The sequence below is a fragment of the Vibrio sp. 1-Bac 57 genome (assembly GCF_037546855.1).
Taxonomy (GTDB): Bacteria; Pseudomonadota; Gammaproteobacteria; order Enterobacterales; family Psychromonadaceae; genus Psychromonas.
Map to the genome: position 1 here is coordinate 179,673 of NZ_JALAAC010000006.1, position 15,559 is coordinate 195,231.

The 15,559-nt window shown below is 37.4% G+C and carries 13 protein-coding genes; 7 read left to right on the top strand and 6 right to left on the bottom strand.

What is annotated here, in order from left to right; genetic code table 11:
• Positions 1–173: 173 nt before the first annotated feature.
• The 7 genes from MT391_RS06040 to MT391_RS06070 all read left to right on the top strand — a co-directional run bounded on the left by MT391_RS06040 (position 174) and on the right by MT391_RS06070 (position 7,427).
• Positions 174–1,520: a sigma-54-dependent transcriptional regulator gene (locus tag MT391_RS06040; RefSeq protein ID WP_499497213.1), complete on the top strand. Its 1,347-nt coding sequence runs from the start codon at positions 174–176 to the stop codon at positions 1,518–1,520.
• Positions 1,521–1,642: 122 nt separating this feature from the next.
• Positions 1,643–1,867 carry a hypothetical protein gene (locus MT391_RS06045; RefSeq protein ID WP_499497214.1) on the top strand — a complete coding sequence of 75 codons (225 nt, stop codon included), beginning with the start codon at positions 1,643–1,645 and terminating at the stop codon, positions 1,865–1,867.
• Positions 1,868–1,947: 80 nt separating this feature from the next.
• Positions 1,948–3,426, top strand: a complete 1,479-nt coding sequence (locus MT391_RS06050; protein ID WP_499497215.1) for a sensor histidine kinase — start codon at positions 1,948–1,950, stop codon at positions 3,424–3,426.
• Between the two features lie 10 nt (positions 3,427–3,436).
• Positions 3,437–3,889: a response regulator gene (locus tag MT391_RS06055; protein ID WP_166369884.1), complete on the top strand. Its 453-nt coding sequence runs from the start codon at positions 3,437–3,439 to the stop codon at positions 3,887–3,889.
• A 262-nt stretch (positions 3,890–4,151) separates the two neighbouring features.
• Complete coding sequence (locus MT391_RS06060) at positions 4,152–6,290, top strand: response regulator (RefSeq protein ID WP_499497216.1); 2,139 nt, start codon at positions 4,152–4,154, stop codon at positions 6,288–6,290.
• A gap of 490 nt (positions 6,291–6,780) precedes the next feature.
• Positions 6,781–6,957, top strand: coding sequence for a DUF1328 domain-containing protein (locus MT391_RS06065; RefSeq protein ID WP_166369880.1), 177 nt, complete (start codon positions 6,781–6,783; stop codon positions 6,955–6,957).
• 113 nt (positions 6,958–7,070) lie between these two features.
• A complete protein-coding gene (locus tag MT391_RS06070; protein ID WP_299664128.1) occupies positions 7,071–7,427 on the top strand; it encodes a hypothetical protein in 357 nt (118 codons plus the stop codon).
• Between the two features lie 329 nt (positions 7,428–7,756).
• On the opposite strand, the gene MT391_RS06075 is transcribed toward MT391_RS06070, so the two are convergent.
• From MT391_RS06075 to speA, 6 genes are all read right to left on the bottom strand, one after another.
• Positions 7,757–8,551, bottom strand: a complete 795-nt coding sequence (locus MT391_RS06075; RefSeq protein ID WP_499497217.1) for a DNA-J related domain-containing protein — start codon at positions 8,549–8,551, stop codon at positions 7,757–7,759.
• Positions 8,552–8,870: 319 nt separating this feature from the next.
• Positions 8,871–9,494: an alpha-ketoglutarate-dependent dioxygenase AlkB family protein gene (locus MT391_RS06080; RefSeq protein WP_499497218.1), complete on the bottom strand. Its 624-nt coding sequence runs from the start codon at positions 9,492–9,494 to the stop codon at positions 8,871–8,873.
• Between the two features lie 115 nt (positions 9,495–9,609).
• The gene (locus MT391_RS06085) at positions 9,610–10,455 is read right to left on the bottom strand and encodes a DMT family transporter (RefSeq protein WP_499497219.1); all 846 of its coding nucleotides are present in this window, start codon (positions 10,453–10,455) and stop codon (positions 9,610–9,612) included.
• A gap of 220 nt (positions 10,456–10,675) precedes the next feature.
• Positions 10,676–11,779 carry an alkene reductase gene (locus MT391_RS06090; protein ID WP_499497220.1) on the bottom strand — a complete coding sequence of 368 codons (1,104 nt, stop codon included), beginning with the start codon at positions 11,777–11,779 and terminating at the stop codon, positions 10,676–10,678.
• A gap of 846 nt (positions 11,780–12,625) precedes the next feature.
• Complete coding sequence (gene speB, locus MT391_RS06095; RefSeq protein ID WP_499441404.1) at positions 12,626–13,594, bottom strand: agmatinase; 969 nt, start codon at positions 13,592–13,594, stop codon at positions 12,626–12,628.
• A complete protein-coding gene (gene speA / locus MT391_RS06100; RefSeq protein ID WP_499441406.1) occupies positions 13,595–15,520 on the bottom strand; it encodes a biosynthetic arginine decarboxylase in 1,926 nt (641 codons plus the stop codon).
• Positions 15,521–15,559 lie beyond the last annotated feature (39 nt).

Genomic DNA, 15,559 nt, shown 5'->3' on the forward strand with positions numbered 1-15,559 from the left:
CTAATTAATAATACACAATAAAAAATCTTCCTTTTAAACGAGGCAGGTTGTTAAAAAGTCGATATTTGAATAAAAATGTGTAATCACTTGCCGTTAAAAATTGCTAGTATGTGACATTATAAAATATTTTAGTGATAGGCAAAAAGTCTATTGAATGACCATAAAGGATGACCGTGTTAAATATATTATTAGTTGATGACGATGAAGAGTTTACAAGTGTAGCATGTCATATTATTGAATTTCTTGGGCATGACATCATGACGGCTAATTCTTTGCAGGAAGCGTATCAGATACTAGAAAATAATGACTTTGAGCATATTTTTTTAGACTTTATGTTGCCCGATGGAAGCGGCTTGCACTTAATTGATTACATTAATAAGTCTGATCAAACACCTTATATCACACTGATCACAGGACACCCCTTAGTAAAAGGGATGTTAGACAGCTTATGTGGCCCTAAAATAGACTACCTTGCTAAACCTTTACAACGTGAAGATTTAGAACAAGCGCTTTCACACAAAAGTCCCAAAGCAACAAATAAAAAACATAATTCATCGTTACCAAATAAACATTTTGGTTGTTTAATTGGTGAGTCCGATGCGATGAAAGCGCTTTATACCATGATTGAACGTGTTTCTTTGACACAGGCTAATGTGATGTTGATGGGAGAGAGCGGCGTTGGTAAAGAGGTTGTTGCACAAGCTATTCATAGCGCGACTAATAAAGTGAACAATACAGAGCATCAACTGATAGCAACCAACTGTGGCGCTTTAAGCAAAGAGCTCATTGTAAGTGAATTGTTTGGTCATGAAAAAGGTGCTTTTACGGGAGCAATTGCTAAAAAAGAAGGCGTATTTCAACGTGCAGGTGATGGCACTTTATTTTTAGATGAAGTGACTGAAATGCCAATTGATATGCAACCGAATTTATTACGTGTATTAGAGAATAAAAAAGTCACCTCGGTAGGTGGTACCAAAGAAGTAACGGTTAATTGCCGTGTTATTTCAGCCTCTAATCGCAGCGTTGCAGAGATTGCAGAGAAGAAATGTTTACGCGAAGATATCTATTTTAGGTTGGCAGTTTTTCCTATTGCGATCCCTGCTTTACGCGACCGTAAAGAGGACATCCCTTTATTAGCCCATACTTTTTTGCATGAACTTAATGAAGAGAATAACCGCCAGTACCAATGGCAAGCGATACAATTACAACGCCTTATGGACTATGACTGGCCAGGTAACGTACGAGAATTGCGTCATGCCATTCATCGCGCTTTTATTATGTCAGATCCACAGTCGACATCGATTGAGTTACCAACAATATTCAGGTCACCTTTCTCTTCGATATCAGAAAGTAGCCACAGTGTAAGTGCGGGGCAAACCATAGAAGATGTTGAAAAAGAATTAATCAAAGTCACCTTAAAAGATGTAAATGGTAATAAATCACTGGCAGCTGAGATGCTAGGCATTAGTACTAAAACCTTATACAACCGCCTGCATGCCTATGGCGAATTTAAAGAGTAAAGCATTTCAGTAAGCCATTTGTATAAGCGCTGAGTTAGCAACTAAAACGAAAGCTGAGTGAGGTTCTATTTTCAAAGACTTCCACGACAAATCATTAACTAATAGATAAGGTTACTTAAGTAATGAGTGAGCAAATAAACAACAGTGAAGCAAAAAAAATCAATGAACTAATTCATGATGCCCGTGCCCCATTAAATAGAATTTCAATGCAGGCAGAGATGATTAAATTAGTACTTGAAAATAATATGCCAATCGAAAAAGCATTAGAAGCCGCTGATAAAATTCTTATTTCGTGCCAACAATGCAGCGAGTCTTTAGAACACATTGCGAATAAAAAATCGAATTAATCGAGGCTAGATTATCTGGGGTAAATTAAATTGTAACTTACCTTTAAAAACGCTTTTAAAGCAAATATATAGGAAAATAAATGACATCGATTGCTCGCTTATTAGATAACAAACGAATTTCATGGGCATTAATCTACTTTATCGTCATCGGCATGATCACTATTAATGTCGTATTAGCATTAAAAACAATCAATGAACTAGCAAAAACACAGAAAAGCTTAACCAACACAGGGGAAGTTATTTTAGCGTTAGATAAATTGCATATACTTGTTTTATCAGCAGAAACTGGGCAACGTGGCTATTTATTAACTGAAGATGAAGAATATTTAGCACCCTACCAAGAAGCGCTTTCATTAGTATTAAGTCAAATTCTAAAAGTCAAAGCACTGCAGTTAGATATGGTCGCTAATAAAGAAAAACAACAAGTATTGCTGAAGCTCGTTGAAACAAAATTAGATGAACTGACCTACACCGTTGAACTCGCCCTGAACGACAAAGAAAAAAGTGCTATTCGCGCAGTAATGACGGGTAGAGGTAAAAACCTTTATAGCGAAATCAAAACCTATTTTGATGAATTGCAAAATGCTGAAGTTCAACATCGTTATAACCTATACAAAAAACTCAATAAGATTGAAAAAGAAGCACAGGTGACCTTCAGTATCTCCGCTATCACCAGTTTTTTATTATTGTTTGGATTATGGTTTTTAGTGCGTATTAATAATAAAACAGAGCAACAATACAAAGATAATTTAGAGCAACAAAATGAAAAACTAGCCGATGAAGTGAGAGAGCGTACAAAAGAGTTAACTCTGTACTCCGAGGAGTTATCACGCAGTAACCGAGAATTAGAAGACTTTGCTTTTGTGGCATCACATGACTTGCAGGAGCCGTTAAGAAAAATTAGGGCTTTTGGTGATCGCCTGATGACCACCTACGCTACTGAAATTGACCCTAAAGGTCAGGATTACCTTCAACGAATGTATAATGCGGCAGAACGGATGTCGAATTTAATCAATGACCTACTCGAGTATTCTCGTATCAACACTCGAGGTAAGCAATTGGTAAATGTTGCGCTAGATGAAGTATTAGAAGCCGTATTAGATGATTTAGAAGTGGCCGTTGAAGAAAGTAAGGCGGAGATCATAGTAACCTCATTACCCATGATAAATGGTGATAAATCACAACTTGATCAACTATTTTTGAACCTGCTAAGCAATGCAATAAAATTCAAAAAAGAAGCCGTTTCACCGCATATCAATGTCAATTACAAAGAAACCATGGTCTACGACCCGCAATTAGAAACCGACAGTTTATGGTATGAAATCATCGTAAAAGATAACGGCATTGGTTTTTCACAAGAGTTTGAAGATAAAATATTTATTCCATTCCAACGTTTACATGCACGTACGCAGTATAAAGGAACAGGCATTGGTCTAGCGGTATGTAGACGTATCGTAGAGCGCCATGGCGGTATTATTTCAGTACAAAGTGAGGTTGATGTAGGCACTGAATTTACAATCAAAATCCCACATAATTTTACTTTTACAACAACCAGTTAAGGTTACATAAATGAATACAAAAGCAATTACCATTTTAATCGCAGATGATGATGAAGATGATCGCCTATTAGCTCAAGATGCGCTAGCAGAAAGCCGTGTATTAAATAAACTGCATTGTGTTGAAGACGGTGTTGAATTACTTGAATATTTAAACCGAGAAGGTCAATACCAAGATAAATGCAACTCACCAAGACCTGATTTAATATTACTAGACCTTAATATGCCGCGTAAAGATGGACGCGAGGCGCTTAAAGAGATTAAAGAGAACCCAAACTTAAAGGGTATTCCGGTAGTTATTTTAACCACTTCAAAACAAGAAGAAGACAAAATTAAGGGCTATAACTTAGGCGCTGCGTCGTATATTACTAAGCCCGTCAATTTTGAAGGTTTAGTTGAATTGATGAAAGTATTAGGGAAATATTGGATTGAGTTTGTTGAGTTTCCTGTTTCTAATGATGATTAACCGCTTCTTGTAATAACCAATTTTTTCTAGCGCTAATTGTTGTTCGCATTAATTGTTAGCGTAAGTTGTAAATGTTAATTGTTTTTAAAAATGCTTGAGTTACTTGTCCGTAAAGCAACAGAACTCATCACTTACTGTCTGAAAATATATGGCTAGTACTTAACTAGCCTCTAAATAGCGCCGAAGTAGTACTCTGTAACGCCTGAACCAAGCGCTTTAAAAGCTGAATTCAATTTAAATTATAATCAATGAAGACTTAGCCATGACTGAATCTATAAAAAGAGTATTGCTGGTAGAAGACGATGAAGATGATTACCTATTAACCAGTGACTATCTTCAACAGGTCTCCAATTATCAATTTGAAATTCAATGGACAGATAGTGCCGTTGAAGCTTTAGTCTTACTCAAACAAAATAAACACGATATCTGTTTACTTGATTTTCAACTTGGCTCATTGAATGGTTTAAAAGTGTTAAAGCAAGCGATTAATGCAGGCTGTACCATTCCTATTATTATGTTGACTGGGCAGTCGGATAGCCAATTAGATAATAATGCGCTGGATGCCGGCGCGGTTGATTACGTTATCAAGTCAGAACTTAATACCACGCGTTTTCACCGTGCGATTCGCTATGCACTTTCTCGTAAAGAAGTTGAAAATGAACGCTTAGAGCGCATTAAAGCAGAGACTAAAAACCGTTCTAAGGATAAGTTTGTTGCACATCTAAGCCATGAACTACGAACTCCCCTGACCTCTATTTTGGGGTATACGGAACTTTTATTATCGCACCAGGAAAATACCCATATTAAGTCTGAATTAAATACGATATTAAATAATGGTAAGCATTTATTAGGGCTGTTAAATAACGTATTAGACCTCTCTAAAATAGCCGCAGATAAATTAGAATTAAATAATGCAGATATTGCCTTAGACAACTTTATTACAGACCTGTACGCGTTAATGTCAGTGACCGCAGAAGACAAAGGTATTTCACTAAATATCAACACAACCACCCCACTACCACTTGAAATCAATGCCGATCCTATTCGTTTAAGGCAAGTATTTATAAACTTGATTCATAATGCCATCAAGTTTACCGATAATGGGGCCGTGACCATTGATATCTGGTTACAAACAGAGGCGGATAAAAATACCTTATATTTCACTATCACCGATACAGGTATTGGTATTCCTCAACATTTATTAAAAACCATCTTTAAACCCTTTGAGCAAGTTGAAGACATTGTTTCTCGTAATGAGGAAGGAGCGGGATTAGGGCTAGCCATTTGCTGCGAATTATTAAAAAAGATGGATGGCACAATAAAAGTTGAATCAGAGGAAAATGTTGGCAGTAAATTCATTATTAGTTTGAATCTTGGTGACTTATCTAATACACCTATTGAACCATTTGCCTTTAACCCTATCAACGCGCAAGCACCTGAGGCTACTCTGCCGCAAATAAGCGGACGTATTTTAATTGTTGATGATATAAAAGATATTAGAAACTTAATTGGCTTTATTTGCCGCTCCTTTGGGTTAAGTGTTTGCTATGCAGTTAATGGTGGCCAAGCAGTTACTAAAATCATCGAAGCACAGGTACAAGGTACGCCCTTTGATAGCATCTTGATGGATATTCATATGCCAGTGTTAGATGGTAAACGAGCCATTGCTAAACTAAGAAGCATGGAGATCGCCACACCGGTTATCGCGGTTACAGCTGCCACCATGAAGGGTGTTGATCAAGAACTAAAATTGCTCGGTTTTAATGATGTAGTGGCAAAACCGGTAGATAGAGAAGTATTATATCGAGCATTAATAAATTGTTTAGGCATCAATATAAGCTCCTCTGATATTAAAACTGAAACTGAAACTGAAACAATTGGCAACGCTTCGTCAGCACTTGTTAATACTAAAGATGGCCATTTAATCGCGCCGCAACAAACAAAAAACAACTCAATCGATGATCAACTGCATACGAATAACCTGAGCAATACTTCAACAATAAGCTCTCAATCGACAGCACAGAATCTAGAGGTTGCCGAGGTGTCAAAACGCTTTTTAATTATTGAAGACGATCAAGATGCCGCTCAAATAACTGCATTATTACTGAATAACCTCAATGTACAAACGCAAATTGCGCACAGCGCCGCTGAAGCGATATCTTTATTAACCATTAAAGATCAACCAACTAAAGATGATCTATACGACCGTATTTTACTGGATATCAATTTACCCGATGCAAACGGGTTAGCTTTTTCAAAAGAATTACGCTTGTTATTGCCAGATAGTAAAATAACCATCATCAGCGGCAATGAAATTAGCACTGAAACCTTAACCGAGTTTGCGATTGACCAAGCGTTATTAAAACCCATCAATTTAGCGATGCTTAAAAGTATTATTTAACTTCTATTTAACTTCGAGTTAAATCTTGAAGTAGTTTTAACTTTTTAGCTAAATCGCTAAAGCTACTGCATCACTAAACTACTCCCCTATTACATCACTACACCGATAACCATTGCTTATTATTTGCGATGGCTATCGGTGCAATTTATTAAAAATAAATTAAATGCCTCTAAAGATTATTCGACCTATTATTCCCAAAACCTACCAAGTCTCAAAACCTATCAAATTTCATAACCAACCCTCTCTCATAACCAATCAAGTTCAATAACAGCCTTCCTCGCAGTATTGAAACAGCATCAGCAATAGAGTAATTAACGCCTTCTTTGCTCTGCAAACTTTACATTTTATCTTGTAAAGTTTACTTCAACTCATTTCCCAAAAAACAGGAAAAACATTTTAATACTTTAAAATCAATCACTTAAAAACTGGCACGTATCTCGCAATATCTATATCAACAACATCATTCAACATACAAAAAAAGGAGCGTCACATGTTAGGTTGGGCATTAACTTTCTTTATCGTCGCAATTATCGCAGGTGTGTTAGGTTTTGCAGGAATAGCCGGAGCAGCGGCAGGAATAGCTAAAATAATATTCTTTGTGTTTGTCGTATTACTGGTGATTTCATTAATTGCTAATGCGCTAAGAGGTCGAACACCAAAGCTTTAAGGATTTGAATGTTACGCATTTAAGCAAATCTATTTTATACACATTAAACATTTGAACTTTAAACATTAAAGTGAATCTATATCACATAAATTAATTATTACTGGAGATCGACTATGAACTTTAACAAACAAAAAACACTATTAGTATTAACACTGGCTTCAACATTAGGTTTAGCGGCTTGTAGCGATGATAGCGCAGAAACAGCAGGCGAAAACATTGACGAAGCAGCTGCAGAAACTAAATCATTTGCAGAAAACGCTGGCGATAATCTTGATACGCTTGTCTCAGATACTAAAAATGCAGCGGGAGAAGCTGGCGATACACTAACCGAAGCTGTCTCTGATTCTAAAGATGCCGCTAGCGATGCAGGTGACAAAATAAAAGACGCAGCGACTGATACAGGTAATGCAATAGAAGATGCCTGTGAAGATGTTAAAGGTAAATTAGGCGCTGAAGATAAAGACTGTTAATCACTAAGCCATAACATATTAAGGTGAACTAAAAACTAACTACCTTTTAGCCTAATATAGCTTTAAGCATAGCCTTAAGAATAACTTCAAGCATGGCTTAAAATATCACTAAAATATGCTAATAGTTAACAAAAATGCATCGTGCTAATACACGATGCATTTTTTTTGCGGCTTTGTAAGTTGCAAACATATCATAAAGCCAAAAATAACAATCTAGTATCGGGGAAATATACAAAGTTTTTGATGCCCTTTTTCACTTCACTTTTAATTCACTTTTCACTTTAGCTAGAATAACAGCGTAACCAGACAAAGCTTATTCAACTCAAGCATTAAGCTGGATAACAACGCTTCAATACTGACATCGCATCATTCAATGCCTTAGTCGTTTCAACACACCCGCCTTTATCGGGATGGTATTTTGCCAATAATTGTCGATAGCGCTTTTTAATAATCACTAAATCACAGGGTTCTTGTAAATCAAGTAAAGCTAATGCGCTGTCCTTTTCACTATTGTCTCCCATATTAAGCCAAAAACTGTCTAGTAAATTATCGACATCTTCACTTGATGTGTCGTGCAAGTTTTCGATATCCAAATAATAATCCCTTAATGGATCATTATTCGCCAACTCAAGGTGTAGATTATACTTAGGGTCATTAGCTCTATTTTGCTGACCTTGCTCGGCGGGTAAAAATTGAATATTTAAGGCTTCAATAATAAGCATGCCCTCTTGAGCTGCTTGTAATTGATCATTTAACTTATAGAGCGCATGAAATAAAAGAAAGTGTTTCTGAAAGAGGTCTAAGTTATCAAAGAAGGTGGCATTTCTAGAAAAAGGTTCTTTTTTCGAGTAAGCCGTATCTATCGAATTTTCTTGCTGCTCTTGTTCTGGTGGTGTTTTTGGTGCCGATTCAGGCGTTTTTTTTGGAGATTCTTGTGGAGGCTGTTGTGGACATTGTTGCTGCTGTAACAGTGTTAACAGATTATACTCTTTGATCCCTTGCGGATAACCTTTAAGCATTTTTAATAAACGACTGTTGTGATAGCTATTTTTTTGTTCCTTGTTTTTCTGCTCACTTTTATAATCATTGCTTTGTTGATAATCACTTTGTTGATGCTGACTCACTAACACTGCTCCCTTTCATGAACTTATACCCGTTAAGCTAATATCATTAACCGCAATACAAGAAATATATGTTTAGCTCTTATTTATAAATTTGCACCCATACCACTACAACCATAAGCGTAGCAGATTTAAATCATCTTATAGTTAGGTTAAAGAAGTCTTGAATTCAAGAAGTATAAGTCGATATCTCTTTCTTTAATAACAACTCTATTTCTTTAATAACAACAACGAAGGTGTTTGCTTTTCGGCATTATCAATTTTGAATCGGGTATAATAAAAGTGCTTTAACAGGCTCCTTAACTATTTAACCGCCTATAACTTAATAGTTCTGATCAATGGTACGAAACGTCAAATTAATACGTGCTGTAGTGACTTTTTTAGTCGGTGGCAATCGATGTAACCAGTGAGTTTGGGTGGCGCCTTTCATGACTAATAAACTGCCATGTTGTAAGAAAATCGACTTCGTATCTTGGTTTACTCTATGTTTAAAAGAAAACTTACGCTCTGCACCAAAACTTAATGAAGCAATTGCCCCATTCTTTTGTAAATCAGTTTCACTGTCGTTATGCCAAGCCATCCCTTCTTCACCCGTACTATAGAGGTTTAATAAACAAGAATTAAACTTATGCCCCGTTGCTTCTTCTACTCTCTTTTTTAATACTAGCAGTTGAGGCGTCCAAGGTAAGGCGACTTTCGTCATATTAGAATAAGTGTAATTAAAAGATTCATTAGCATACCAAGCGACCTTTCTTTTAGTCACAATCACTTCACCTAAAATATTTGCTTGGTCATGTTTCCATTGAATGGTGTTAAGCAAGATATCAAAGAAATAATTCGCTTCATCAAAGGGAATTAACAGCCCATGGTACTCTACTATCCCATCGTAATTAATAATGTTAATCGGCGACTCTTCTAGCGCTGAAAATAAGTCTAGATTGTACATTCTATTTCCTCTTTTAAAGCAAACTAATCACTAAGCTAATATTTACAAAACTGCGCTATTTTCTACAATACTTCACTATTTCCTACAAAACAGCACTATTCTCTACAAAACTTCACTATCTTCTAGAAAGCTTAATATAAAGAAATAACGACAAAAATATAATAGCAGCCCCTATCAGTTTTTGTGTTTCAAGTATTTCTCCAAGCACCAGCATACTCATGAGCAGTGTCCAAATGGGTTCTAAAATCATGATTAATGCGGCTGTTTCGATCTTAATTGAAAGTTGTCCCATGGTTTGTAATAAATAACGGATTGAAGTCGCAACAACAGCAGAAATAACGAACCAAACTATCACGTAATTGGTTAATTCAAAATGAGCTTGTTCGCTAAACACAGCAAAAAGTGCAGTAAAAATACCTACCGTCAATAACTGTATAAAGATAGAGATAAGCGGTTTAACACTGCTGGACATCTTTTTATTAAATACAAAATGCATAGACAGTAACGCAGAAGCAAGTAAAAAACACCATTGGCTTTTCTCTACCTGCCAACCATTAGACAGTGTCATCAACATCATGCCAGCAATCGCAATAGGTAACGCGAACCAGAATGCTCTGTTAGGGCGTTGACGAAAAAACAACCATGAAGTAAAAGGCGCAATAATCATCGCTAAACTCATGATAAAAGCCCCTTCTGAGACGCTTGCTGTAATAGACATCGCATATACCCAGACCTTCATTGAAGCGGCTAAAATAAGGCCAATGGAACACACTGATATAACTTGTTTGAAGTTTAAGCGTAATACTTTTTTGTAACAAAAAGGAAATAAGATAAGACTCGCGAACAAAAATCGAACCGATAAAAAGATGTCACCCGGTACTGACTCAATCACTATTTTAGAAGCAATCCAACCAACAGCTGCTAGCAATGTAGCTAATAATAAATGAAACTCTCCGCGCATCGGTTTTCTCTTTTTAGTTGTTTTATTTTTACGTTTTATAAACACAAAAAAGCAACCAGACTGTTCCGTAAGGTTGCTTTTAATAAACTGAATGACTAGTCAGGCTAGTTTAACTGAGTCACAAGAATTAGCTTAACTTATTTGCAACATTCAGATTAACCATGCTTAGATTTATTCTGGTATAGTTTTTAAGGTATACCTTTTTAAGAGACAGCTTAGCTTACTCAGCCTGACTGTATTCAGGATAATCCGTTAAGCCTTTTTCAGCTCCACCGAATAACGACTCCGGATCATGAGCTGCTAATGGGTATCCATTTTTAATACGATTTGGTAAGTCGGGGTTAGACACAAATGGACGCCCAAAACCAATCATATCAGCCAATCCACTTTTAATAGCTTGCTCGCCTTTTTCAGCATCATAACGTCCCGCGTAAATTAATGTTCCTTGATAAGCTGTGCGAACATTTTCTTTAAATAATAAAGGTGTTTCAGGTGCATCGTCCCAATCCACTTCTGCAATATGAATATAAACAACATTATGCGTATTCAATAATGCAGCGGCGGCGCTATAAGTCTCAACAGGCGTTTCATCAACCGTACCATTTAATGACGTAAACGGCGCCAATCGAACACCCACACGATCTGCGCCAATAGCTTCAGCCATTGCAGCAACCACTTCACCCAGAAAACGCAGACGATTTTCAATACTGCCACCGTATTCATCAGTACGATTATTAGCATTTGAATCAATGAATTGATTGATTAAATAACCATTGGCAGCATGAAGTTCAATACCATCAAATCCCGCTTCAAGAGCATTCAGTGCCGCTTGACGATATTCTTCAATAACAGCTTTAATATCCGCTTTCGTCATTTGACGAGGTTCAACTACATCAACAAAACCAGGCGCGCCAACACCGTCATCAACAAATACTTTTACATTTTCAGCTTTCAAGGTAGAAGAAGAAATCGGTTGAACACCACCCGTGTTATCTGGGTGTGATACTCGACCAACATGCCAAAGCTGAGCAAACATAACACCGCCTTTTTCATGTACGGCATCTGTTACTTTTTTCCAACCTGCGATCTGTGCTGCACTATAGATACCCGGTGTCCAAGCGTAGCCTTGACCTAATGCAGAAATTTGTGTGCCTTCACTAACAATAAGCCCAGCACCTGTGCGTTGTGAATAATACTCAGCCATTATTTCATTCGCTTCATTTCCCGGTTGAGTAGCACGAGAGCGTGTCATCGGAGGCATTACAATACGGTTTTTTAATGAAATGTTGCCTAATTGAAGTGGTTGAAAGAGTAAATCTGTCATTATAATTTCCTTTAAAAGTTATTCAGCTTGGCATTAAGATTCACTTTGAATCAATTCTGTTTGATATTCATCGGAGTCTTTATTAAAAGTAATATGAGTGATTCCACCTTTAATAGTGCCGAGTCACTTTTTTACCTGTTGCATTTACCTTGCTGCAAGCTGCGTAAATATCTTCAACGCCAAGCGTAATGATTAATTATGAAGCGCAGTATCGCTTCGATAGGTAGCAATATACGCCTTCCTATTGATACATTAAAATTATGATTAATTATCATAATAATAATTAAACGTTATACATATCAGCTCAATTAACGACTGCTCTGCGACTCATTAATCTCATTAACCTAGCTTGCCCCAGCCATACCTGTATTAATATTGTTTTGAGATGAAAAGAAATAAGATGAGAGAAAATAAGCTCAAAGCAAACTACAGCCCCTTGCAATAAATCAAGTAACGTAAAGAAGTATTAAGTGTTAGAGCAGATCAAACGATTTTCTCATTAGCTGAAAAGATGGTGGGGTCCTCAACCAAAAACTTATCCAGTTATCAACGAAAACAATAGCTAAAATAATAAAGTGGTTGGTGTGATATCTCGCCGTCGTGTATTAAAAGCATTATTAGATAACAATTTTTAATGACGTTTAAGATGACTTTTCGGCAGACTAGCAGGCTAAGATAGTTTACTAAGTTGGTTTACTAAGTTGGTATATTAATCAGTTAATTAAACGGCAGATTCAACTTTGAAGTGCATAACGTCTATTTACAGGATTTTTTAAAATCCTACCGTAAATAGACGCTGTATTAGAAAGTAAATAGCAGTAATGCTAAGTAAGTACCAAGCAAATGCTAAGCAGTGACGTTAGACGCGTTCAATTTGTTAGCTGTCCAAACGTACAATAACTCTAATGCGATTGTTGCAGCAGCAAGCGCAGTGATCTCGCTTTGGTCGTAGGCTGGTGACACTTCGACCACATCCATACCCACCAAATTAATCCCCTGCAGAGCTCGAATAATCTTTAACGCTCTATCGGAGCTAATACCACCACAAACAGGCGTTCCAGTACCTGGCGCAAAAGCAGGATCTAAGCAATCAATATCAAAGGTTAAATATACCGGTTTGTCACCGACAATCTGTTTTACCTGAGACACAATCTCATCAACTGATAAATCATTCGCTTGCATTGCGTTAATCACATTAAAGCCATGACCTTGCTGTTTATATTCAGTACGAATACCAATTTGTACCGACGACTTAGGGTCAATCAACCCTTCCTTAGGCGCATGGTAAAACATCGTGCCGTGGTCATAACGACTGCCGTTATTGTAGGTGTCCGTATGCGCATCAAAATGAATTAATGCCATCTCACCATGATGCTTCGCATAAGCACGTAACAAAGGAAGCGTAACAAAGTGATCGCCCCCTAAGCTCAGCAACATTTTACCACTGCTTAGAATTTGATCCGCTGCAGCTTCAAGGCGTTGTGTCATGTCTTCTGCATCACCACAATCAAATACTAAATCACCGGCATCAATCACCTTAGTATGATCAAACAGTTTAAATTCCCATGGGAATTTTTTACTTTCCCAAGATAAATTAACCGATGCGCGGCGCACAGCATCTGGGCCCATACGCGCACCAGAACGACCTGATGTCGCCATATCAAAAGGCACACCTAACACCACTACATCCGCACTTTCTGCCAATGGATCTTTCGCTAAAGGATTTTTCACTAACGGACGACGCATAAACGTCATCGCATTAGAATATAATGAGTAATCTTCTTTGGTGAATAAATCGTTAAAGGATGCCGACATTTAAAAACCCTCTAAATAAGTGTAACCCGCTAAACCTTGCTCTAACTCATCTAAAATACTTTGCTGCTCGTCAACCGATATACGCGATGATGCCAATGCACGGTAATTATCACGAATCGCTTCAACGTCGATGTGTACGTATTTCATCACATCTTCAACCGTATCACCTTCATTAATCGATTCTATTTCCCATCCACCCTGCTCATCCACATTAACCACAACGCTGTGCGTGTCGCCAAATAGGTTATGCATATCACCTAAAATCTCTTGATAAGCCCCCACTAAGAAAAAGCCCATTAAGTAAGGTTTATCAGCAGACCAAGCTGGTACCGGTAAGGTTGTTTCAATGCCTTGTCCATCAACATATTGGTCAATCACACCATCAGAATCACAGGTAATATCTAACAATACAGCGCGACGTTCGCCCGCATTCTGTAAATTAGACAGCGGTAAAATTGGGAAAACTTGATCAATTCCCCACGCATCTGGTACTGATTGGAATAGTGAAAAGTTAACAAAGAACTTATCCGCTAAACGCTCGTTTAAATCATCTAAGATAGGACGATGAAAACGGTTTTTTGTACTCATTTGCGCACTTAATTCATGGTAAATGCGTAATGCAACTTGCTCACCCCAAGCGCGTTCTTGCAAACTTAATACACCAGTCGCAAATTGATTATGTACTTCTACAATGTCGCTTTGTGTATCGTTGTAAATCTCAATTAACGCACGGTCATCACTGCCGCCAGATAATAAACTCCAGTTATTCCACATGTTTTGTAGTAATAACGAACCAGGCTCAACCGGTGCTTCAATTACTTCTGGTTTGTAAGTTTCTGCACCAATAACATTGGTGATTAACACCGCGTGATGCGCTGTTAATGAACGACCAGACTCAGAGATGATCGCAGGTTTAGGTTGATCATAAAGATTACAAATATCACTAATCGTGATCACAATATTACGTGCATATTCCGCTAAACTATAATTCATTGAATTATGAGATTGGCTACGTGTTCCATCGTAATCTACCGCTAAACCGCCGCCGACATCTAAATAATCTAATGGCACACCCATCGTACGTAATTCACAATAAAAACGTGCCGCTTCACTCACACCATTACGTACATCACGAATATTCGCCATTTGCGAACCTAGATGAAAGTGTACTAGCTGTAATGTATCTAATTGGTTTTCTGCTTTTAAACGTTCAACAACCGTTAATACTTGAGCAGCAGCAAGACCAAATTTAGACTTTTCACCACCACTTGATTGCCATTTACCTGCACCTTGAGAAGCTAAACGAATACGCAAGCCCATGCGCGGTTTAACGCCTAACGAACGAGCTTCTTCTAACACTAAATCAAGTTCAGATAATTTCTCCAATACGATCAGTACTTTATGTCCTAGTTTTTCACCAATTAATGCTAAACGAATATATTCTCTGTCTTTGTAACCATTACAAACAATCACTGAACTGGCTTTATGCGCCAACGCTAATACGGCTAATAATTCCGGTTTACTGCCCGCTTCAAGCCCAAGTTGCTTATGCTCTAATCCAGCTTGGCTTGCTAAAATTTCATCAACCACTTCTTTTTGTTGGTTAACTTTAATAGGGTAAACCAATAAGTAACGATTATCGTATTCAACTTCTTGAATTGCTTGGTTAAAAGCATCACAAATATTATGTACACGTTGGTGTAATATTTGTGGGAAACGCACTAATGCAGGCATGCTTAAATTACGCTCAGCCAATTGCGTTGCAATGTCACTTAATGCAAGTTGATGATCACTGCCACTGCGCGGTGAAACATACACCTCACCTTGGTCGTTGATCCCATAAAAACCTTGGCTCCAGTAACGAACATTGTATTCCGCTCGAATGCGTTCCATATCAGTTGAATGTTGCAAATTTAGATCTCTCAATAATAATGTAGGAATAATGGTGACTCAGTGAACTGAAAT